The organism is Streptomyces sp. NBC_01497 (assembly GCF_036250695.1).
Classification (GTDB): Bacteria; Actinomycetota; Actinomycetes; order Streptomycetales; family Streptomycetaceae; genus Streptomyces.
This window is the reverse complement of sequence record NZ_CP109427.1, coordinates 1,027,292-1,048,629: the sequence shown is the minus strand read 5'-3', so window position 1 is coordinate 1,048,629 and position 21,338 is coordinate 1,027,292. Positions and strand designations below refer to the sequence as shown.

The 21,338-nt window shown below is 67.9% G+C and carries 21 protein-coding genes and 2 pseudogenes; 12 read left to right on the top strand and 11 right to left on the bottom strand.

Annotation, left to right across the window (positions count from 1 at the left end; genetic code table 11):
* Nucleotides 1-121 precede the first annotated feature (121 nt).
* A pseudogene (locus OG310_RS04660) lies at nucleotides 122-346 on the top strand (LysR family transcriptional regulator); the annotation flags it as partial.
* Nucleotides 347-404: 58 nt separating this feature from the next.
* On the opposite strand, the gene OG310_RS04655 reads toward OG310_RS04660, so the two are convergent.
* The 5 genes from OG310_RS04655 to OG310_RS04635 form a co-directional block, all read right to left on the bottom strand.
* Nucleotides 405-788, bottom strand: coding sequence for a hypothetical protein (locus OG310_RS04655; protein ID WP_329454589.1), 384 nt, complete (start codon nucleotides 786-788; stop codon nucleotides 405-407).
* Between the two features lie 96 nt (nucleotides 789-884).
* On the bottom strand, nucleotides 885-1,277 hold the full coding sequence (locus tag OG310_RS04650) for a DUF2267 domain-containing protein (RefSeq protein WP_329454588.1): 393 nt from the start codon (nucleotides 1,275-1,277) through the stop codon (nucleotides 885-887).
* Nucleotides 1,278-1,651: 374 nt separating this feature from the next.
* On the bottom strand, nucleotides 1,652-2,149 hold the full coding sequence (locus OG310_RS04645; protein WP_329454587.1) for an Hsp20/alpha crystallin family protein: 498 nt from the start codon (nucleotides 2,147-2,149) through the stop codon (nucleotides 1,652-1,654).
* 41 nt (nucleotides 2,150-2,190) lie between these two features.
* The gene (locus OG310_RS04640) at nucleotides 2,191-3,972 is read right to left on the bottom strand and encodes an FAD-dependent oxidoreductase (protein ID WP_329454586.1); all 1,782 of its coding nucleotides are present in this window, start codon (nucleotides 3,970-3,972) and stop codon (nucleotides 2,191-2,193) included.
* The gene (locus OG310_RS04635; RefSeq protein WP_329454585.1) at nucleotides 3,972-4,235 is read right to left on the bottom strand and encodes a UBP-type zinc finger domain-containing protein; all 264 of its coding nucleotides are present in this window, start codon (nucleotides 4,233-4,235) and stop codon (nucleotides 3,972-3,974) included. Before OG310_RS04635 ends, OG310_RS04640 begins: the two co-directional genes overlap by 1 nt.
* Nucleotides 4,236-4,880: 645 nt before the next feature.
* Here OG310_RS04635 and OG310_RS04630 point away from each other — a divergent pair.
* From OG310_RS04630 to OG310_RS04620, 3 genes are all read left to right on the top strand, one after another.
* Nucleotides 4,881-5,501, top strand: a complete 621-nt coding sequence (locus OG310_RS04630) for a hypothetical protein (RefSeq protein WP_329454000.1) — start codon at nucleotides 4,881-4,883, stop codon at nucleotides 5,499-5,501.
* A gap of 1,014 nt (nucleotides 5,502-6,515) precedes the next feature.
* Complete coding sequence (locus OG310_RS04625; protein WP_443078550.1) at nucleotides 6,516-8,156, top strand: MFS transporter; 1,641 nt, start codon at nucleotides 6,516-6,518, stop codon at nucleotides 8,154-8,156.
* Between the two features lie 119 nt (nucleotides 8,157-8,275).
* The gene (locus OG310_RS04620) at nucleotides 8,276-8,704 is read left to right on the top strand and encodes a DUF2267 domain-containing protein (RefSeq protein ID WP_329454584.1); all 429 of its coding nucleotides are present in this window, start codon (nucleotides 8,276-8,278) and stop codon (nucleotides 8,702-8,704) included.
* A 251-nt stretch (nucleotides 8,705-8,955) separates the two neighbouring features.
* On the opposite strand, the gene OG310_RS04615 is transcribed toward OG310_RS04620, so the two are convergent.
* The 3 genes from OG310_RS04615 to OG310_RS04610 form a co-directional block, all read right to left on the bottom strand.
* On the bottom strand, nucleotides 8,956-9,567 hold the full coding sequence (locus tag OG310_RS04615) for a transposase (RefSeq protein WP_443078549.1): 612 nt from the start codon (nucleotides 9,565-9,567) through the stop codon (nucleotides 8,956-8,958).
* Nucleotides 9,564-9,902, bottom strand: a complete 339-nt coding sequence (locus tag OG310_RS38490; RefSeq protein ID WP_443078548.1) for a hypothetical protein — start codon at nucleotides 9,900-9,902, stop codon at nucleotides 9,564-9,566. Before OG310_RS38490 ends, OG310_RS04615 begins: the two co-directional genes overlap by 4 nt.
* A 137-nt stretch (nucleotides 9,903-10,039) precedes the next feature.
* Nucleotides 10,040-10,603 (bottom strand): ester cyclase, encoded by a 564-nt coding sequence (locus OG310_RS04610; protein WP_329454583.1) that lies wholly within the window; start codon nucleotides 10,601-10,603, stop codon nucleotides 10,040-10,042.
* Between the two features lie 100 nt (nucleotides 10,604-10,703).
* Here OG310_RS04610 and OG310_RS04605 point away from each other — a divergent pair, with 100 nt between their 5' ends.
* From OG310_RS04605 to OG310_RS38485, 3 genes and pseudogenes are all read left to right on the top strand, one after another.
* Complete coding sequence (locus OG310_RS04605) at nucleotides 10,704-11,318, top strand: TetR/AcrR family transcriptional regulator (protein ID WP_329454582.1); 615 nt, start codon at nucleotides 10,704-10,706, stop codon at nucleotides 11,316-11,318.
* Between the two features lie 406 nt (nucleotides 11,319-11,724).
* Nucleotides 11,725-12,555: a maleylpyruvate isomerase family mycothiol-dependent enzyme gene (locus OG310_RS04600; protein WP_329454581.1), complete on the top strand. Its 831-nt coding sequence runs from the start codon at nucleotides 11,725-11,727 to the stop codon at nucleotides 12,553-12,555.
* Between the two features lie 256 nt (nucleotides 12,556-12,811).
* Nucleotides 12,812-13,177: pseudogene (locus OG310_RS38485) on the top strand (ankyrin repeat domain-containing protein); the annotation flags it as partial.
* Here the strand turns inward: OG310_RS38485 and OG310_RS04595 are convergent.
* Both OG310_RS04595 and OG310_RS04590 read right to left on the bottom strand, forming a co-directional pair.
* Nucleotides 13,144-13,266 carry a hypothetical protein gene (locus OG310_RS04595; RefSeq protein ID WP_329454580.1) on the bottom strand — a complete coding sequence of 41 codons (123 nt, stop codon included), beginning with the start codon at nucleotides 13,264-13,266 and terminating at the stop codon, nucleotides 13,144-13,146. The pseudogene OG310_RS38485 and the gene OG310_RS04595 overlap by 34 nt on opposite strands.
* Nucleotides 13,267-13,345: 79 nt before the next feature.
* Nucleotides 13,346-13,504: a hypothetical protein gene (locus OG310_RS04590; RefSeq protein WP_329454579.1), complete on the bottom strand. Its 159-nt coding sequence runs from the start codon at nucleotides 13,502-13,504 to the stop codon at nucleotides 13,346-13,348.
* Nucleotides 13,505-13,955: 451 nt separating this feature from the next.
* On the opposite strand from OG310_RS04590, the gene OG310_RS04585 reads away from it, so the two are divergent.
* Both OG310_RS04585 and OG310_RS04580 read left to right on the top strand, forming a co-directional pair.
* On the top strand, nucleotides 13,956-16,340 hold the full coding sequence (locus tag OG310_RS04585; protein ID WP_329454578.1) for a ricin-type beta-trefoil lectin domain protein: 2,385 nt from the start codon (nucleotides 13,956-13,958) through the stop codon (nucleotides 16,338-16,340).
* A gap of 195 nt (nucleotides 16,341-16,535) precedes the next feature.
* Complete coding sequence (locus OG310_RS04580; protein ID WP_329454577.1) at nucleotides 16,536-17,672, top strand: ricin-type beta-trefoil lectin domain protein; 1,137 nt, start codon at nucleotides 16,536-16,538, stop codon at nucleotides 17,670-17,672.
* A 456-nt stretch (nucleotides 17,673-18,128) separates the two neighbouring features.
* Here the strand turns inward: OG310_RS04580 and OG310_RS04575 are convergent, their stop codons facing one another.
* On the bottom strand, nucleotides 18,129-18,896 hold the full coding sequence (locus tag OG310_RS04575) for a class I SAM-dependent methyltransferase (RefSeq protein ID WP_329454576.1): 768 nt from the start codon (nucleotides 18,894-18,896) through the stop codon (nucleotides 18,129-18,131).
* Nucleotides 18,897-18,988: 92 nt separating this feature from the next.
* On the opposite strand from OG310_RS04575, the gene OG310_RS04570 reads away from it, so the two are divergent.
* The 3 genes from OG310_RS04570 (at nucleotide 18,989) to OG310_RS04560 (ending at nucleotide 21,333) form a co-directional block, all read left to right on the top strand.
* Nucleotides 18,989-19,237, top strand: a complete 249-nt coding sequence (locus OG310_RS04570) for a hypothetical protein (protein ID WP_329454575.1) — start codon at nucleotides 18,989-18,991, stop codon at nucleotides 19,235-19,237.
* 313 nt (nucleotides 19,238-19,550) lie between these two features.
* Nucleotides 19,551-19,811, top strand: a complete 261-nt coding sequence (locus OG310_RS04565; protein ID WP_329454574.1) for a hypothetical protein — start codon at nucleotides 19,551-19,553, stop codon at nucleotides 19,809-19,811.
* Between the two features lie 778 nt (nucleotides 19,812-20,589).
* The gene (locus OG310_RS04560; protein WP_329454573.1) at nucleotides 20,590-21,333 is read left to right on the top strand and encodes an IPT/TIG domain-containing protein; all 744 of its coding nucleotides are present in this window, start codon (nucleotides 20,590-20,592) and stop codon (nucleotides 21,331-21,333) included.
* The last annotated feature ends 5 nt before the right edge of the window (nucleotides 21,334-21,338 follow it).

The window sequence follows — 21,338 nt, the reverse complement described above, 5'->3', positions numbered from 1 at the left end:
ACCCATTGCTTTTGCGAGAAGTCCCGCACGGAGATCCCCTCAGATTTCTCCCTCACCAAGACGCTCAGTGTTCCGCTGGTAGGCGTAATGCACCGGATAGAGCAGGCGCTTAGAAGGCGCGCCCGGCCCCGGCCCGCAGGTCCGCGACCACGCGCAGTTGCTGCAGCTCGTCGCGCTCGGCCGTGCTTGCGCGGTCTCACCGGAGTCGTGCCGATCCCAACTGCACGGTGACCTCGCCGCCGTACCCGTGCTTGACGCGCCGACAGTCACGACCGTGATCGCCTGGCCACCGCACAGCCGGGCCACAGCCGTCGCCGACCTCATCCGGACTGCGACACGTCTCTAGCCAGTGTGTTGACCACGAACGTTGCTGGGGTTGTTTAGCGACGGGCTCCAGGACCATCTCAGGTGACGAAGTCGAGAACCACCCCAACGGGCGACACCAGAAGATGGTGAGGCACCGACACGGACACGTAGTCTATGAATCGCCCACCGGGGGGCGGCAGCGTGTCCCCGTTTTCGTGGTCGCCCAGGGGCATCTCATTGACGAACTCGTCGACGTGGGTGAGCAACCTGTCGGGGGCATCCGCAGTTCGGCCAGCCTCCGGGCCACGGTGCGCAGGGCGGCCCATGGTGGCCACCGCGCTGATTCCGTGGCCGACGACGACGCCTCTCAGGTCGCGCCGGTCGGTGTCGCCGTGAACACCGCAGGGGACCAGCTCACTCTGACGCCCGACCCGACACTGCTCAAGAACGCCCACCACCCGCTCCAGCTTGTGGCGCGTCACAAGCGAATGCAAGCCGCGTGGACCGTTCGATCGCTCGGACAAGCGGTTCCAGGTTCGGGCTGCTGGCGGCTGTTATGGACAGCTCGCCTCACGGGCTCAGTCGGCGAGGTCGGGCTTACCGAACAGGACCGCGTAACTGGAGGGGAGTTGGCTGATGATCTGGTTCAGCTCCCCGCCGGTGACAGCGTCGGCAACGGTGGTCAGGACCGCGCTGGCGTCCCACTGCGCCGTACGCGGCCGAGCATCCGTACGCTCGGCGACCCGTCGGTAGAACTCCTCAATTCCGAAGCTCCGCACCTGCTGCGGCCTGGCGTGGTCCAGAACTTGGCCCAACGGGCCGGGCAGCTGGGACGCGAGGTCTTTGACCTCTCCAGGACTGATCCGTTGAGACAGCACTTCCAGTACGGAGGTGGTGACGTCCGCGGCTTCGCCCTGGTCGTTGTATTCACCTCGTTCGCGTACGCGGGCGAGGAATCCGTCGTATTTCATCGCTGCCTTCCTTCTTCCCGCGGTCACTTCTGGCCCATGAGGGTCGCCCGGGGTCGGTCCTGACACGGCGCGCGTGGGTGCGCTGTGGAGGGACGCAAGCGACGTCCGACGGTTCGGGACACCGAGCGTCACGCGTGGCCTCGACCGGGAGGGCCAGGTGCACACGGGCCAACGAGCACCGCTGGGGTTTGCTGCTCGTTGGTGCTGCCACGCGCGTGGCCTCTGCCCGAAGCCGAGCCGGCAGGGGGACGCGTACCACGCTCCGCCGCCGAGAGGGGCGTGACGGAGGTGCCGTTCATGAGCCGTCCCGGTGCCGAGCCGTCGCCGGCCGGCCGCGGTGCCGGATGGGTACCCGGAACCGCGGTGTTCGAGTCTCAGCCACTGCTCTCGGTGCTTCCGCTCGTCTCGCTGATCTCGACGTGCCGGGGCTTTGCGATCTCGGCCTTGGGGACGGTGATGGTGAGCACGCCGTCCGACAGCTGCCCCTTGATCCTTTCGGCGTCGATCTCTCCGGGAAGCCGCAGCCGGTACTCGAAGGATCCGGTGCGGCGAGTGCTCCGGCGCAGGACGCCTTCGCGTTGCTTCTCCTTGACCTCTCCGGTGACCACCAGCTCCTGGCCGTTCGCTTCGACGTCGACGTCCTTGCTCTTGACGCCGGGGAGTTCGATCTCGACGTGGAAGGCGTCGTCGGACTCCCTGACATCCGCCAGGGGCGTCCAGGCCACGGCGGGCGCCGCGCCTCCCACCGTGGATTCGATCAGTCCGCTCATCTCGCCGAGTAGTTGGTCGAACTCCCTCAGCGGATTGCGTGTCCAGCCAAGGGGCCTGTCCTGCATTGCGCCACCGTTGCGGCGCCGGACGGGCGTGGTCATTCCCATCGCCTCCTTGTCGTGATCTCGTCGACCGCTGGGCGTCATGCGAGCCAAGCGGACTCCTTCGGACGGGTGTGTGTGGAGCTGTCGATGCCGCCGGGCGCGGCCATGTGCTCCAGGCAGTGGTGCACGAAGTGGATGCTCATCGCGCCTTCGCCGACCGCGGAGGCCACGCGCTTGACCGACCCGCTGCGGACGTCGCCGGCGGCGAAGACGCCGGGCAGGCTGGTCTCCGACGTCAGGCAGTCGCGGCCCTGGCTCTGCCACACGTCGGGAGCGGAGGCCGCCTGTGCCTCCGCACCGGTGAGCACATAGCCGCGCTCGTCCAGGGCGAGAGCGCCGGAGACCCACTCCGTGTGGGGATCAGCACCGGTGAAGACGAACAGGGCCCGCACCGCGAGATTGCGGTGCTCGCCCGTACGGTGGTCGACCACGGTCATCGCTTCCAGCGTCCTGTCGCCGAGTGCCTCGGTCATCTCGGTGCGCAGCAGCACACACACGCGCGGGTGACGCCCGATCTGATCGATCAGGTAGCGGGACATGTGCGTCTCCAGGGTCGGCCCACGGACGAGCAGATACACCTGCGGTGCGTATCCGGCCAGGAAGAGCACAGCACGGCCTGCGGAGTTGCCGCCGCCCACCACTGCCACCGGGTCGCTGCGGCACTGCCGGGCCTCGTGAACGGTCGCCGAGTAGTGGACACTCGCGCCCTCCAGCGACTCGATGCCGGGCGCATGGAGGCGGCGGTAGCGGGCGCCGGTGGCCAGGACAACGGTACGGGCGGTGATCTCGCTGCCGTCGGTGAACCCAACGGCGTAGTGGGCGTCCCGCTGTTCGAGTCGGGCCGCCTTCGCGCGGATGTTGATCCGAGCGCCGAAGCGGTCCGCCTGGAGCACGGCGCGCTCAGCGAGTTCGGCGCCGGAGATGCCGGAGGGGAAGCCGAAGCAGTTGTCGATGCGGGAGGACGTCCCGGCCTGGCCACCGGCGGTCAGCGCCTCGACCACGGTCGTGCCGAGGCCCTCCGAGGCGGCGTTCACCGCGGCGGCGAGACCGGCCGGACCGGAGCCGACGATGAGGAGATCGCCGCTGCCGTTGCCCGTCTCCAGCGGCGGCAGGTCTACCAGCCGGGCGAGTTCGGCGTTGCTCGGGTTACGCAGCAGGGTCGTGTCCCGCCAGATCACCAGCGGCGTCTGCTCCGGAGCAACCGCGAAGCGGCGCAGCAGTTCCTCGGTCTCCTCGTCCGTCTCCAGATCGACCCAGCGGTGCGGCAACCGGTTGCGGGCGGCGAACTCGCGCAGCCGCCGGGTGTCGGGCGAGTAGCGCGAGCCGATGATGCGGAAACCGGCGCCCTGCCCGACGAGCAGAGCGCGGCGGCCCAGGCAGGCACGCAGCACGAGATCACCCAGCGGGGAGTCCCGGGTCACCAGGTCACGCAGCTGGTCCATGGACAGGGCGAGGATCTCGCCGGGGGCCCTGACCACGGCGGTGCAGGAGGCCACCTGTCCCTTCAGGAGGCCGAGTTCGCCGAGGAAGCGGCCGGGGCCATGCACACGCAGCAAGTGTTCGCCGGGCGTGCCATAGCCCTCCACGACGGCGACCGAACCACTGAGGACGACGTAGAACATCTCCCGCCGCTCGCCCTCCCGGATCAGCACGTCATCGGCGTCGACCGCGCGCCGCCTGCCATGTCGCGCCAGGCGGTCCATCTCTTCGTCCGCGAGTCGGGGATAGGCGCCGTAGATGTCGGGGGTTTCGAAGGAGACGTTCTCCTCCGCCTCGTCCGGGACAGGCGCTGCGCCCGGCGGCGTCTCGTCGCCGGGCATCACGCGAACGCCTCATGAGCGAAGCACCACCGCGAGTCCTCGCCAGGCTGCAACGACGCCGCGATCGGATGGCCGTCGTCGGCGGCGGCGTGGCGGCGTGCGTGCCGGTTCGGCGAGGAATCGCAGCAGCCGACGTGGCCGAAGGTCAAGCAGAGCCTGAGGTGGCCCCAGGGGGAATTCGTAGCCAGGCATTCCTCGCACCCCGGGGCCCGGGGAGTGACGGGGCGTACGGTGGCGAGGTGCGGGTCGTTTGGTACGGTCACGGCCGATCATCCTTTCCCGGCCGGTTCGCGGCCCGCGATCGACTGCTCCACCCGCCGCCGAACGGCGAAGGGACAGGGCGGGGCGGCACCCGAATGCCGGACGACTCTCTTTGCTTGGAGAAACCCTGGTCGAAAAGGTGATCAACGGCGTGTTCCGCCGCCCGGTAGGAGGCGGTGGCCCGGCGCGGCTGCTCGTTCATCAGCCTGTCCTTTATGCCACGGCCACCGGTGCGCCCGGCGGTCCCTCACCAGACCAGAGTGGCAAGAAAGCAGCGCGTTGCGCCTGCACCCGGCAGGTCAGAAATCCACGCGGTCGGTCGGTCCACGAGGACAAGGCCCCCAGCGGAGCAGAGCCGGATCGCTGCCAGGCTCCTCGTGACATCTCCAGGCCGACCGTCCGGATGGGGCTGCTCGACCGTCCCGCTGAGCGGGGAACCGGATTCGGGAGGAAGACCGGCCGGTTTCGTCGGGGTCTATGCGTCGCCGGTGTTTATATTCCAGTGAGGTCGAGCTATGGCGGGCAACGGCTGACGAAGGGGAACGCAGGCGATGAGGCGCAGGCTCGCTTATGCGCGGACCAGGCGTCCTCGGCATGAGCGGCGTGGAGAGGCGCGGTTGCCCGGGGTGATCGCGACGCTTTCTGCGATGGCGCTCTACGTGGGGCTGCCGCAACGGCTGCTGATCGCGCCGCGCTATGTGCTGCCAGTTCTGGAACTGTTGCTGCTTGTGCCGCTCGTCGCGGCCAATCCGAAGCGGCTGACACGGCAGAGCGCGGCGTTCCGCATCCTGTCGCTGGCTCTCGTGGTGGTCATCGCCGCGAGCAATCTGGTCGCCCTTGGCATCTTGATCCACGACCTTGTCTACGCCGGAGTGAAGGATGGGCGTTCCTTGCTGGTGGCCGCATTGCAGGTCTGGCTCACCAACATCATCGTCTTCGGCCTGGCGTACTGGGAACTGGACCGGGGCGGCCCCGTCACCCGGACCCAGGCCCGGCGTGCCGATCTGCCGTTGGCGGACTTCCGGTTTCCCCAGGACGAGGACGACGACGCGGTTCAGGAAGTCGCGGACGGTGCCAGCGCCACATCGGACTGGATGCCCACCCTGATCGATTACCTGTACGTCTCCGTGACGAACTCGACCGCCTTCAGTCCTACGGACACCATGCCGCTGTCCACTCGCGCCAAGGTGATGATGAGCGTGCAGGGTGTCGCCGCCCTGGTGACCTCACTCCTCGTCATCGCCCGCGCGGTGAGCATCCTCCACTGAGGGATGACTCGGCAGGGACTACGGAACGGACCTCAGCCGGCTCCACCGTCGCGAGCGTGTTCACCCGGACACCAACCGTGCGAAGACGCAAGGCCCGCGTCGCTGGGGATTTGCCGGGCCGGTGAGTGCCGTCCGGCGACACGGACGCACCCGTTCGCCTCACTGATGCGGACATACAACGCACCTCTTGATCTAATGTTCCGCAGTGGTCCGAGATGGTCACCTCACTGTGCAGTTCTCGGCCACACTCTGATCGGCGCGACCTCGGTGAATACGGCTCCGCCGGCATCCTCAAGTTGAGGAGACGGAAGTGGCCGGCCATGCCGGGATCGCCGCCTCCTGGCGGTCACCCGGCCGGGCGGCGTGCTCTACAGGTTAATTCCTTGGCGCCCTGTGGCCGGTGCTGAAGCGGACCTTCGCTTGCGCAGGCGCAAAGCGCGTAGCAATCGCAGTGGAAACAAACCGAGGGGAGCGTTACGGCCCAGGTCCTGTCGATCTTCGTGGTCGAGCGCTCGCGCGTAACGCTCGGCGTCCTCCGCTGTCGGATACCGCTTGGCGCCCGTTGCTCCGCAACCGCGCTCGCATCGCCAGCGCATCGTTTCGTCTTCGCTGGAGAAGTGAAAGCGATGTCCGAGAAGGTGGCAGGTCAGCATGGGAAGCAACTCTATAGGAGAAGTGACGTGTCGTTCAGTGTAATCCGACCCAGAGGGACGCCATGACCACCACGGCAGGCACGAAAACAATCGCTACCCGCGTCCCGGCCCGGCTCGACCGACTACCGTGGTCACGATTCCACTGGCGGATCGTGATCGGCCTCGGTTCGGTCTGGATTCTCGATGGTCTCGAGGTGACGGTGGTCGGGGCCGTGGCCTCGCGTATGACCGAAAAGGGCAGTGGCATCTCCCTCACGAGCGCCGACATCGGAACCGCGGCCGCGATCTACGTGGCCGGGGCCTGTTTGGTGCTCTCGTCTTCGGCCGACTCACGGACCGATTCGGTCGCAAGAAACTCTTCATGGTCACGTTGGGGATCTACATCCTCGCAACTGTGGCGACCGCCTTCTCTCACTGGCCCTGGTACTTCTTCGTCGCCAGGTTCATCACCGGCATGGGTATCGGCGGGGAGTACGCGGCCATTAATTCGGCCATTGACGAGCTGATTCCGTCCCGCAACCGAGGCCAGGTGGATCTGGCCATCAACGGCAGTTATTGGGTCGGCTCCGCGATCGGCAGCCTGGCCGCGGTAGGGCTTCTCAGCGGCGCCTTCGCGCTCGACCTCGGCTGGCGTCTGGCCTTCGGTCTCGGCGGAATTCTCGGACTGGGCATCATGGTGGTGCGCCGCAATGTACCGGAGAGCCCGCGATGGCTGTTCATCCATGGCCGCGAGGAAGAAGCTGAGCGCATCGTCGACCGAATCGAGGCCGAGGTGCGGCAGGAGACCGGTAGGGAATTTCCCGAGCCGGGCGAGGCCATTACCATCCGTCAGCGGGAGGTCATTCCCTTTGTGGAGATCGCCCGGACGGCCGTACGACGCTACCCGCGGCGTGCGATTCTCGGACTCGCGCTCTTCATCGGCCAGGCGTTTCTGTACAACGCGATCGTGTTCGACTTGGGCACGATCCTCAGCGGTTTCTTCGGAGTCTCCTCGGGTTCGGTCCCCTATTTCATGGCCATTTTCGCCGGTGCCAACTTCCTCGGGCCGCTCCTCCTTGGGCGCTTGTTCGACACGGTTGGCCGGAAGCCGATGATCGCCGGCACTTATCTGGGCTCGGCGGCCGTCGCCGTCGTACTCGCGATCTTGCTGATGAATGGCTCGCTGACGGCCTGGTGGTTCTTCCTGCTGGTCTCAGTGACCTTCTTCGTGGCCTCGGCAGGCGCCAGTTCGGCCTACCTGACGGTCAGCGAGGTGTTCCCCATGGAGACCAGGGCGCTGTCCATCTCCCTGTTCTTCGCCATTGGTACAGCCGTCGGTGGGATCACAGGGCCGGCGCTGTTCGGCCAGTTCATCCATAGCGGCGACAAGAATCTGGTGGCGCTCGGTTTCCTCATCGGAGCCGCTGCCATGGCCCTGGGAGGAATCGTCGAACTGTTCTTCGGAGTCCGGGCCGAGGGAAGGTCCCTCGAGAACATCGCTACCCCGCTGACCGCGGAGGAGGCGGAGGCGGAATGGCGAAACGAGCCCTCCCCGCAGGCAGAGCGCGACCGTGCCCGACCGGAGCAGGACCGCAGAAAGGCCCGCGAGCGCGACGAGCGGATTGCCGGCCGGAGGTCGCACAGGCGCGAATGGGAAGAGACGGGGGGACGGAAGTACCTTCCCGGACCGGGCAGTTCGTTCTACTCGCCGGGCATGGTCGGCTCCATGGGCAAGAACAGCCGGTCGTCGGTCGCGGCCGAGCGCGCTCTCGACGAAGAGATCGAGAAGGTGCTCAAGACCCTTGAAGAGCGCGGCCCGACCGAGCGCGAGGAACTCGAGAAGGCCGTGAACGGGAAGTCGTGGGGTCCCGGCCGCTTCCGGAAGGCACTGCGCGAAGCGGTCAGGGAGTCCGGCGCCGAGGGCCGCTCCGACGGCGTTTACGCCCGGGTCGGCCGCGCCTCTGGTCCGGGCAGGGATGGAGATACGTCCGAATACGGCCACCGCGACGGTGGCGATGAATAACAGCGACGATCGATGAGAGCGGGGAGAACGACGGTCACGTCCCCGTGCGTTCTCCATCCGGCCCGGCCCGGACCGGCCCACGAGCCGGACCCACCCCAAGGCAGTGGAAGGATCACAGGATGGTCGACACAGGTTTCGCTTCGTTCGACACCATGGTGGACAAGGCGAATCACGTCCTCAAGGAGATCGAGAAAGCCTACGGCTGGCCCAAGGACCGCCGGAAGCAGTCCTACGCCGCGCTGCGCGCGGTGCTGCATCCGGTGCGGGACCGCCTTACAGTCGAGGAGGCCGCACAATTCGGCGCTCAGCTGCCGACGTTGTTGCGGGGCATCTACTACGAGGGGTGGAAGCCCTCGGAAACGCCGATGAAGATGGGCAAGGAAGAGTTCTTCACCCGCGTCCGAGGGGACTTCTCCTACGCGATCGAAGGCGACACCGAGCAACTGGCACGTACGGTCCTCAAGGCGCTGAAGCAGCACGTCAGCAGCGGGGAGTGGGATGACCTGAAGGCTGTTTTTCCCGCCTCACTGGCTGCCATCGTGCCGTGACGCGGCCCATGCGGTGAGCGAGGAGCCGTTCGTCGCAGCACAAGGTTCCGGGGAGGATCCGACGGAAAAGAACTCCAGGACACGCGCTGACCTCGATCTTTCGTGACGGCCCGTCGGTTTCGTCGGCGGGCTGTTTCGGGGGTTCGTGCTGTTGTCGGGCGTAGTGACGGCCCGGCTGTCGCGTCGGGTGGGCGCCGGGTTCCACGGTTCCGGTCGGGGTGGTGCTGCTCGCAGGGATAGGGACGTGCTGGTCAGCCGGGGTTCGGGAGGGCTTCGAGTCGTGCCGGGGCGTCGGTGATCACGTCGGTCCAGGGACAGTTGCGTGCGAATCGCAGGTGTCGACGGCGGGCGGTCGTGATGAGCTGGGCGGCGGCGGAGGACAGCCGGAGCCGGCGACAGCGAGGCTCCCACCTGCGGGTTTTGCCGGTCAGCGCGAACATGGGCATCCAGGCCGGCAGGTCGAGGGCGAGCTGGACGATCTCCAGCCAGATCTGGTTCTGCGCGGTGTCGTGCAGGGGCAGGTTACGCGGACCGGTGGCGCGGGGGTACGGATGCGGTCCCCGGCGCGGGCCCCGCTGGCGGTGCCGCAGTTCGGGTGCGGCGATGGGGACGCCGTGGTGTTCGTGGCGAACGCGGTGAGCCGCGGGCCGTCGGCGTCGGTGAAGCGCAACTGTGCGCCGCGGTGTGGGCGTTCCTTGCGGACGATCAGCCGCATCCCTCGCAGCCAACCCTTGAGGACGTCGCTGTCGAGTTCGGCGGCCCAGGCACCGTCCCGGATCTCGCCGCCCGGCTCGACGGCCACGGTCCACGCGGCGGGGCGGGACTTTGGGGACGGCTTGGTGGATGGCGTCGGTGATGGTCATGCCGACCGAGTACGACAGCCACCGTCCTGGCCTGGAGAGCCAGTCGAGGGAGGCGTGTGTGCCGCCGGCAAAGCGGTGCGGATTAGTGTCCGCCGGCCCCACCGCAGACCGTTGGGCAGTTGGGCCAGGTCGAGCCGGGTGGTGGTGATGTGGTCGCTCGCGGTGTGGGAGCCCGCGTTGCCCGCCCGCAGCAGCGTGGCTACCGGCTCGCCGGACCCGGCCTGGCCGCGCTCGACGAACGCCACCAGTGGATGATGACCGAAGGTCTTCTTCCAGGTCGCGGTCGCGTCCTGCTTCTCCGAATGTCCGGCGGTCACCCGAGGACGCGGCGTCATCAACATTCCCGCCGCCGCCCCACTCGCCATCTCGGCCTGGACCAACGAGTTCAGCCGGTTGCTCCATGGCGCTCCTCCAACTCGCCTGCAGCGTCATCCGCTCACGAGAATTCCGAGCATCGTTCTGAAGTTTTCGGTCAGGCGTGCGCGAGCGCCGTGCCGGCGCGTGCCGCTTCAGCACTGACCGCTTCGGCCGCACGAGCGGCGCGACCGGTGGCCTTCCAGGCGAGCATGCGCAGTCCCACTGCCGGTGAGGGCGGGAAAACGCCCAGTTGGCCGAGCATCGCAATGTCGTCGCGCACTGCTTCGTGGCGGATGACCTGTCCATCCTTGAGGTCAAGCATGTGGACCTGTTCGAAGTCGATATCCCGGCCGGTGGGAGGGACCGCCTGGTCGAGTCGCCCGTCGTGGAAGCGCACGAACGGCCCCGTGTGAGTGCCTTGCATGCGTAGCCGTACCCATACTCGGTCGCCATCGTGTACGGAGGCGGACACGGGGAAGCGCAGATCGCTGAAGGCTGAGCGCATCCACGCGCCGGATGCGAGGGTGCCTGCGGGGCCGGGCACCGAGCAGGCCCTGGGGGCGACGGATGCCTCACGGTTGTGGTTGTCCTGATGGACGACCTCGACAGCCAGGTCCCGATCACCGGTCTGCAGGACTCGGAACAGAGCCTCGCCCAGATCTGTGGGATTGATCGTCATGTGCTTCCTTCGCCGAAGGTCGAGCGGGTCCGTCCTGCAATTGGGGTAGTCAAGGACCTAATAAATGCTACATCACCTCCGTGACCGGTATCGTGGCTGGGTGACCACCAAACGTTCGTACGTCTCTCCGCTGCGGGAGAAGGCCGCCGCGCGCACGCGCGAGTTGATCCTGGCCAGGGCCACAGAACTGTTCGCGCAGCTCGGCTACGGGCGGGTAACCGTGGCGGACATCGCCTCCGCGGCAGGAGTGGCGCCGAAGACCGTCTTCGCCAGTGCCGGAAGCAAGACCGACATCCTGAACCAGATCGTCGACCGCGCGGTCGACGAGTCCGGGCACACGGAGGCAGTCGCCCATGTACTGCGCATGGACTCGACCGCCTCGGTGCTGCGGGCCACGGCCCACGGGACCCGGCTCGGCAACGAGCGGCAGTTCATGATCCACGAAGCACTCCGCAAGGCGCTGCCCGTGCACGAGAGCGGAGAGGCCCTTCACGAGCGCGCGACCGTCGCCTACCGTCAGGCCCTCCGTACGATCGCCGATCACCTTCAGGTCATCGCATCGAGTCCGCTCCCTCACTCTCCTCAGCAGACCGGCGACCTTCTTTGGCTGTGGTTCGGCCCATCTTCCTGGCGCACCCTGGTGGTGGACTGCGACTGGTCCTGGGACCACGCGGAGTCGACCCTTGTGCAGATAGCTCTCGCGGCCCTGGAGTGATCGCTGGAGTCGACCCCGCCCGCTGCGCTGTTCTTCGGCGGGGACATGTGTGCGCCGAACGCCGAACGCCGAACGCGAACGCCGAACGCCGAACCCGCGGAGCGGTCGATCACCATCAGAATGCTCATGGAGGCGTCGCCGTGACCGTCAAGGCGCGTGTCGCCGCAGAGCCGTGGCCGCGAGGACCGAAGCCCGGAGCGGTTTCGTCCTGTTCGCCGCCGGCGCACCACGGAGCCGGCTTCGTCCGGGACCTTCCGGGAAGCGCGCCACGGACCGGGGTCCGACGCCGGTGGGCCCGTCGGCGAGGCGCGCGGGCCCGGGCGGCGAACCTCGGCACAGAAGATCCCCCGGCTCCCGCCGCAGCGCGGGCAACCGAGCATGAAACACGGCACATTGGAGAACGTGAATGACGTCCGCAGCACACTCCCCTCGCGAACTCTCCGAGAGGGATGGATTCAGTGACGGAGCGGAGAGCATTCACCGCGTTCTCGTCCGCAGACGACGTGCGCTCGTCGACCGGCTGCGGGACGTTCCGGCCGCGTACTGGCAGGCGCAGTCGCGCTGCTCGGAGTGGACGATGCACCAGGTGGTCCGCCATGTGCGCGACGTGGCGAGGATCCACGTCACGAGGCTGAACGGGGATTCCTTCCCGTTCGCCGCGCCCACGCGGTTCTTCGACCCCAAGACGTCTCCCGGCACCTGGCTGAGCGAGTCCGAGGGGGAGTCCCCCGAGGAGACCGTGGCCCAGCTCGAGGAGATCACCGGTGAGGAGGACCGGCTGTTCGCAGCCCGCGTGAGCGCACACTCCGACGTCGTTGCCACAGGGCCTCTGGGCCGGAAGTTGCACTGGTCCGTCAACGGGCTGCACACCCTGTGGGATTCATGGATGCACGAACGGGATATCTTCCTCCCCCTCGGCCTGGACGTGGAGACGAGCGACGACGAGCTGCGCCTGATGGTGATGTACACGCTCCTGGCGGCGGCGGCGCCCTCCGCCAGGAGCGGTGCGTACGTCGAAGTGACCCTCGGGTTGACCGGGTCTCCCGACGGCGCGTACCGCATCACTCACGCAGAGGACGATGTACTGGTCCGCACGGCGGGTACGCCGGAGATCAGCGGCCCCGTCGGGCCGGTCCTCGACAGCTTCGTGGGCAGAGGCCCCGAACTCGGCGACGTCCTCGGCTCCTCAGCGCCGGCCGTGCGGCAACTCGGCATCCTGCGCGCGGTCGCCACGTGAGCGCAGTCCGCCCGCCGTGCGCTCTCGCGAGCGACTCCGGGCGCGAGTCGCTCGACGGACCGGCCTGCGTGGGCAGGCGGTCGGGGCGCCGGGTGTCCGCCGGACCCCGGGGGGATGAGGTCCGCTGGACATCCGTCCGACGGTACGGGACGACGTCGGACGGAGTGGCCGTCACCCCATGCGGGAGGCCCGGCACCATGGCGACATGAAAGACACGGCCGAGCAGTTGGTGTCCTGAGTCGAGCACCGCGACACGAGGCAGGTGGTGCGACTGCTGGAGCTCGGCGCCGCGGTCGACGCGTCGAACACGCGGGGCCGGACGGCGCTGGGCAGGGTGGCCGGAGGCGGTCACACCGACATCGTCCGGATGTTCGTGGCCGTGGGGGGCCGATCTCGGGCGGCGGGCAGGCCACTACTTCGAGTGCACACCCTGACGTGGTGTCGGAGACGATGTCGCGGGCGTTGGTACGACGTGCCCTGGATCGGAGTGTGCCTGTACGCCGCCACGGGGATGCCCGGTGTGAGGTACATGCCGAACTTCTCCCCTGCCGTACACGAAGTCCGCGGCGGCCTTCATGCCGTCGGGGACTACGTGCTCGTGTCCACCGCCCTGCGGCCGTAGGAGTCCACGGTGGTGCTGGGGTTGAGGATGGAGAAGTCGTCGATGTTGATGTAGTCGAAGCCGTGGCCGACGAGTCCGGTGGAGGCCATCGCGGCAGCTGCGCCTCGATGTTCGCCTCCGTTGGGTTCTTGCGGTTGAAGCTCCAACTTCTCCGGCCGGACTGGGGTGTTACCGCGGCCCCGTTCCGGCGTGCGCGGCGGGCGCGGTGGTGACGTCCGTCCCGTACAGGAAGGAGCCCAGCAGCGCGGCCGCGCCGAGCAGGCTCACCCACCCCCTGCGCCGGCGTCCGCTCGTCCTGCGTGACTGTTGGCGCGTTAAAGAGTTCATGGCGATGCGACTCCTTGCACGTCCGTGAGAGGGCGGGTACCAGGCGGGCGGGTACCAGGCCCACCCGCTACCCGTGAGCGTCCGTGTCGCATGATGATGGGCTTTGAGTGAACACGTCAATGGAAACGACAAGATCAAAAATATCCGAGCATGAAGCGGCCGCCTGAACGGGTGCTTCGAGGGAGCGAGATGCGGGCCCGGTCCTGTCGTGTCCCGGCGGCAGATCCTTGGGGCGGCGGCGCGGCAACGGGGGCGGGCCGTTCGGCTCCCGTGCTGCCGCCTGTGTGGAGCCCCAGGTCGGACTGTGTGTGAAGTTGTTTGTTTGTCGTGAGGGTTGACCGGAAAAGAAACACGACAGCACACTGTGCACCATCTTCCGGGCGGTAGGCAGCGCGCTCCTCCGTCGAGCCGGTCTCCTCCCGTCTCTCCCCCCGCGGCGAAGGATGAGTCGATGCGCCGAACAGCGAGACTTGCTCCCCTCTGGATACTGGCGTTACTGGCCGCGTTACTCGCGGTCGGCACCGGCCCGGCCCAAGCGGCGACCACGTCCATCACGGTGGACGGCGCGCAGGGGGGCCGTACGTTCGACGGGATCGGCGCCATCAGCGGCGGCGGCGGCAACTCGCGGCTCCTGAAGGACTACCCGGCAGCCGAGCAGTCGCAGATCCTCGACTACATGTTCAAGCCCGGCTACGGCGCGAACCTCCAGCTGCTGAAGTTGGAGATCGGCGGCGACGCCAACTCCACCGACGGTTCCGAGCCGTCGGTGGAACACACCAGAGGTACGGTCAACTGCGACGCCGGCTACGAGTTCTGGCTGGCCGAGCAGGCCGAGAGGCGCAACCCGAACATCGGCCTGTACGGGCTCGCATGGGCTGCGCCGGGCTGGATCAACGGCGGGTTCTGGTCCACCGACACCATCAACTACCTGATCACCTGGCTCGGTTGCGCCAAACAACACGGTCTGAACATCAAGTACCTCGGTGGCTGGAACGAGCGTGGCCACGACGTCGACTGGTACATCCAGCTGCGGTCGGCCCTGAACAGCGCCGGCTACTCGAGTGTGCAGATCGTCGCCGACGACAGCGGCTGGAGCGCCGCGGACGACATGGCGAGCAACCAGGCTTTCAACGACGCGGTGTCGATCGTCGGTGTGCACTACTCATGCAACGGCGGCGACGGCGGTGACGCAACCTCCTGCCAGTCCACCCAAACCGGCAGGAACCTTGGTAAACCCCTGTGGGACAGCGAGAACGGGTCCCAGGACATGAACACCGGTGCGCCCGCCCTGATCCGGGCGATCACCCGTGGCTACGTCGACGCGAAGATGACCAGCTACTTCAACTGGCCCCTGCTTGCGGCGATCTACCCGAACCTGCCCTACAGCACCGTCGGCCTGGCTACCGCCGGGTCGCCGTGGTCGGGCCACTACACCATCGGGGCCAGCACCTGGGCCACCGCGCAAGTCACCCAGTTCACCCGGCCCGGCTGGACATTCATCGACTCCTCCTCCGGCTACCTGGGCGGGTCGGAGTCCAATGGCAGCTACGTGACCCTCAAGTCCAACACCGGTTCCGACTACTCCACCATCCTGGAGACGACGACCTCCGGATCCGCTCAGACCGTCAATTTCCATGTCCAAGGCGGCCTGTCCACCGGGACCGTGAATGTCTGGGCGACCAACGTCAACTCCCCGAGCGCGGCAACATCCTTCGTCCACACCCAGGACATCGCACCAGCGGGCGGCTCGTACTCGCTGACGATGCAGCCGGGCTACGTCTACACCGTGACCACCACCGCCGGTCAGGGCAAGGGCATCGCGACCGCGCCCGCCGCCCACTCCCTCGCCCTGCCCTACAGCGACGATTTCGACGCCGACGCGAGCGGGACCGAGGCGAAGTACCTGTCCGACATGCAGGGCTCCTTCGAGGTCCAGCCCTGCACCGGCCGCTCCGGCCAGTGCGTCCAGCAGATGGCGCCCGTCAAGCCGATCGAGTGGCAGGACGACTCCGACTCGTACGCGCTGACGGGCGACACCAACTGGTCGAACTACACTGTTAGTTCCGACGTACTGCTGCGGAGCGCCGGCACCACGGAACTGATCGGCCGGGCCAACACACAACTGCGGCCGCAGTCGCACATGAACGCCTACTACTTCCGGATCAGGGACACCGGGCAGTGGTGGATCGAGAAGATGTACACCGACGGCTCCAATCACACGCTGGCCACCGGCACCACCACCGCACTGGGCACGGGAGCATGGCACAACCTCGCCTTCACCTTCCAGGGTTCGACGATCAGCGCCGAAGTCGACGGCAAGCAGGTCGGCTCGGTCACCGACACCTCCTTCCAGTCCGGGCAGGCCGGCCTGGGCATCCAGGGCTACCGCACGGACCAGTTCGACAACCTGTCCATCACCCCGGGCTCGGGAAGCGCGGGCGGCACCGCGACCGGGCAGGTCAGCTCAGCACTGAACACCGCGAAGTGCCTGGACGACTACACCGCCTCCACCGCCCCCGGCGCCGTCGTCGACCTATGGGACTGCAACGGCTCGTCCGCCCAGAAGTGGACCGTCGGCAACGGCGCGGTCACGATCAACGGCCTGTGCCTCGACGTCGTGGGCAACGCCACCGCCAACGGTTCGCCGGTGGATCTGTGGAACTGCAACGGAGGCGGGAACCAGCAGTGGACCGTCAGCAACGGCACCCTGGTCAACCCCGCGTCCGGCCGCTGCCTCGACGTCCCCGCACTGGCCACCGCCAACGGGACCGCCCTCGATCTCTGGGACTGCAACGGCGGCGCCAACCAGAAGTGGAACATCCCCGCCGCATCCTGAACCGAGGGCCGCTCTCGGATAGCCCTCCCCGGTGACCTCCGCCGGCAAGCCGGCCTGGGCTGGACGTATGTCCGCACGGACATACGTCCAGCCCAGTGTGCCGACGACCGCGCCACGCAGTCGCGGGCGGACGGCACAGCACGTCGCGCGCCTCCTCACCACACACGTCGCGCACCCCGACAACAAGGAGAACTCATGAGGTACCAGAAGGCGGGATTCGCCGCACTGACAGCGGCCGCGCTCAGTATGGGCGCCGCCCTGCCCGCGACCGCCGCCCCCCACCAGGCTCCTGCCACCGTCGGACAGGCCAGGACCGCCGCTGCCTCCACCGCGCTACGGGTGATGCCGCTGGGCGACTCGATCACCTGGGGCGTCGGCAGCAGCACCGGCAACAGCTACCGCGGCGACCTGTGGAACGAGCTGTCCTCCGAGGGCCACGCGCTGGACTTCGTCGGCACCCAGCGCAACGGCACCATGTCCGACCCGGACAGCGAGGGCCACTCCGGCTGGCGGATTGACCAGATCGCCGGCATCGCCGACTCCGTGCTGGCCCAGTACCGGCCCAATGTCGTCACCCTGGAGATCGGCACCAACGACCTCAACCAGAACTACCAGGTCTCCACCGCCACCGACCGGCTGCACGCCCTGATCGACCAGGTCACCGCCGACGCACCCGACGCCACGGTGCTGGTCGGCACGCTCATCGTGTCGACGAACCCGACCGAGGAGCCCAACCGGCCCGCGTTCAACGGCGCGATACCGGGCATCGTCCAGAGTGAGCAGGCGGCCGGCAAGCACGTAAGACTGGTCGACATGAGCGCCCTGAACGCCGCCGACCTGTCCGACCAGTTGCACCCCAACGACGGCGGCTACAGCAAGATGGCCGACGCCTTCAACGCCGGCATTCAGGCGGCTGACAGCGCAGGCTGGATCAAGGCCCCCGTCGCCACCGGTGGTCGATCCGTGCGGTCGGGCATCTCCGGCAAGTGCCTCGACGTCAACGGCGGCAGCTCCACCAACGGTACGGCCGCGCAGATCTGGTCCTGCAACAACACCGGCGCGCAAGTGTGGACCGCGTCCTCGGACGGTACGCTGCGCGCGCTCGGCAAGTGCCTGGACGTGACCGGCGCAGGCACCGCGAACGGCAGCAAGGTCGAGGTGTGGGACTGCAACGGCGGTGGCAACCAACAGTGGCAGCCGTACAACGGCGGCTTCCGCAACCCCGCTTCCGGCCGCTGCCTCGATGACCCCGCGTCCTCCACGAGCAACGGCACCGAGGTGGAGATCTGGGACTGCAACGGTGGCGCGAACCAGCAGTGGTACACCTCCTGATCCTCTCCTGATCCTCCATCGGCCCGGACCCGCCGCCGGGGGCGTCGACGCCGCACTTCCCGCCCTCCCTCGCAGCCCCCGACGACGGCGACCAGCAGAAGAGGAAACGCGTGATCACCCACCTGAGACGATGGTCAAGCTGGGTTGACAGCCGCCCCGCTCGGAGTGGCGCTGCTGATGACGTGTCCACCCGTGCGCACGCGTGATGACGTTGTTCACCCGTGCGCACGCGACACCCAGTCCCGCGGCCGACCGCATCTCGGACCTCACGCAGTCCTACGATTCCGGCACCGGACGCATCGGCAGCGACGGGTGGACCTCGGTGGCCTCCCTGAGCACCGTGATGACTACCGCCGGGCCACCGGCGAAAACGCGCCTCACGGCTGAGAATCCTGCCGGTCACCAGGCGGGGTGCCGGTGGCTGTGCGGTGACCTGTCGGGGCCGTCAGCGCGAGGTCAGGCTGGTGAGGTGCCGCGCCAGAGGTGGGCGCCGGCGGCAAATACGATCGGGTCCATGGCGGACAGCTCTGCTCGGGCTTCGAACTCGGTTCGGGCATCTGCCGGGAGGGCGTCGAAGAAGGCGCGGGAGCCGTGCGAGAGCCCCCAGTTCCAGAACGTGTCGGCGTCGGGGACGGGAAGACGCTGCTCGATGGCGATCTCACTGACGCTGGTGAACCCCGCCGTCGCGAGGAACCGCTCCGCGTCCAAGGGCCGACTGAGCCGTCCTTCGCCGACGGGTATCAGGGGCTGAAACTCGCGGAAGAGAGCACCGTAGAACTCCCACTCCGGCGCGTCCTCGACCGGGCCGGGGACGGAGAAGGAGAACACCCCGCCGGGGGTGAGGACTCGACGGATCTCGTGGGCTGCCGCCGCCGGATCATCGAGCAGGTGGACGACGAATCCCGCACAGACCAGGTCGAAGGAGCTGTCGGGGAAGGCCAGTTGGTGAGCGTCCATCACCCGCGCTTCGTGAACCCGCGGGTGCTGGATCGAGAGCCGCTCGATCATGCCAGGGGCGCAGTCCACCGCCGTCACGTGGCGGCCGCGGGTGAGCGCGGCAGCGGTCAGGGCGCCGCGCCCGGCGCCCAGGTCGAGGACACGGGTGTCGTGCACCGGAGCGAGCCACTCCATATGCTGTCGGCCGAACCCGGTGAAGAACGGCAGTACCTCGTCATATACCGAGGCCACCTGGTCGAAGAGGGCGGTAGCTCGCGCTGCGGTCATGGCCGGTCATCCTGGCAGACGGACAGATGGTCCGCACACCCATTTCGCTACTGGGCGTTCGGTCCGGGCCCTCCATAGGACTTCGCAACCGTGTGCCGCAGGTATCACGCGCGGACGGCATGCCGTCCGAACCGAATTACCAGTCGCCGTACGACGCGTTCATCGAGCGCCCCTCCGTGATGACAGGCCGGTGCCGCACAGCCCTGTCGGCGAGTATTTTGCATGCGGGCCAGGTGCACACCGAAAACCACCGCCTCGCCCTCATGGACCGCGCCGAACTGATGCTGCCTGAAGGCGACTTCGGCCCGCCGGTCTTCGCCAGGGATGCTGTGAGCGGCTGAACCGACGGCACTTCCTACGGAGGCCCCACCGCTGCGCTCGGCCGTGTCGTCGCCCACTGGTTCATCCTGCCCCGATGGCGCGGGTCAGTTCACCTGACAGCCGGTGCCGCCGACGGAGTGCCGCGACTGACGCCCGCCGGGCGGAGTGTGTACGAGGTGGACCCACGGAAGGTCACACTGGACGTCCGCCCCGGGCACAAGGCCGTTTCCCTGGCGTGCGCCAGACCGACGCGTACGTCATGACCCGCGTGATGGAGAACCACCGGCTGAGCGGAACGACGTTCACGGCTGCCGCGGTCCCCGCCCTCGGTCCGTGCACGTCTGGCTGTCCTTCGCGCTCGGCCGGTGGGCCGGGCTCCCGCCCGGCTCGTCGGCCAGAAGGACCACGAACGAACTGGTGGTCGGCGAGACCGAGCCCGTCCCATGGACCTCGGACCGAGATCCCCACGGAACGGGCCGGGTGCCCGACGTGCTCTCCGCGCGAGCGGACCTGAGCCTTGCCAGGAGAGTCCTGGGGGTCGTGCGAGGTCACGTAGGCGAACTGTTCGAGTCCGGCGTCGGAGTGGCGCGGTGAGGAGAGCACGAAACGGACGCCGGCTGGCTGCGCCGAAGCCCGCCCGGCCCTCCTCTCCGTACTGCCGGGAGCGCTGTGCCTACGACGAGCCCGAGGCGATCGTCGGGATGTGCGCGCTGCGCCCGGTGAGATGGCCATGCCGTCACGCAGCGTCAGGTCGACGGGAGATGGACGGGGGTGCGGCGCGGTGTACGGCGGGTGCCTGAAGCCGAAGTCGGCGTTGAGGCGCAGATGGTGCGTGGGGGAGTGGGATGGGAGGGGGAGAGGGGTCTCGTTCTGTGGGGTGACGTTTCGTAAGCGGTCGTCGAGGGTCCTGTCGGGCGGGAGAGGGGAGCCAGGGCGGATGTGGCGCGATCATGGCTGGTGGAGCTCGATGAGTTCGTAGAACTTGTAATATTTATTCCGTATATACGCCTGGTTGCGCTCTGATGCGCGGGTCTGGTGGATTTGTTTACTGTGCTGGGCCTTGCCACCGATACGGCGTGGTGCGTTACTCGTTGTATCCGCCTCAGCGGACAGGTGCCCCGCGGAAGTGTGTGGGCCCGCGATGGAGCACTGCTGAGTGCCCGTCGGCTTTCCCTTTTCCTGAGACCTCGCGTGAGATCTCTGGCGGCGGCTCGCCCACCAGCGCCGGCCCGGGATTCAGCGCAAGGTCCTCAAGATCCCACCTGGCCAGTGGACGTGGAAGCTGACGCACGTGCCCGTGGAGCGGCGGAGTCGTATCACCTGATCGTGCTCGGTTGCGCTGTGTCGTGTGCCGAGCCAGGAGGAGTCCGTCATGCCCATCAGTCCGAATCAGGGATCCAGTGGTGGTGGCACGCTTGTCACCATCACCGGGACCAACTTGTCCGGCACGACCGCGGTGCGCTTCGGCACCCGGCCGGCCACCTCGGTCACCAACGTCTCCCCGACGCAGGTCACCGCTGTCTCCCCGTCCGGTAACGGCGTGGTCGGCGTCACCGTCACCACTCCGGGCGGCACGAGCAACCCGCTCTCGTTCTTCTACGTCGGGCCGCCCTTCAAGCAGTCGTTGAGCCCCACCTCGGGCTCGACTGCCGGAGGCGAGACCGTCACCATCACCGGCACGGGCCTGTCGACGGCCACCAGCGTGGCCTTCGGCGCCAACAGTGCGACGCCGACGGTGATCTCGGACAGCCAGATCACCGCCGTCGCACCGGCCGGCACCGCCGGAACGGTGGGCGTCAGCGTCACGACGGCCGGCGGCAGCAACAACGGTCTGTCCTACACCTACGTCGCGGTCCCGACCGTGACCGCGGTCGCCCCGGACGAGGGGCCGACGTCGGGCGGCACGGCTGTGACCATCACCGGAACCGGCCTCGCCAGCACCACCGAGGTCACCTTCGACGGCAACCCGGCACCCTTCACCGTGATCTCCGACACCGCCGTGTCGGCCGTCACGCCGCCGGGGGCGGCCGGCGCCGTCGACGTCGTGATCAGTAACGACGCGGGCAGCGCGACCGCCGCGGACGGCTTCACCTACGTGGCAGGACCCGGCATCTGACGGAT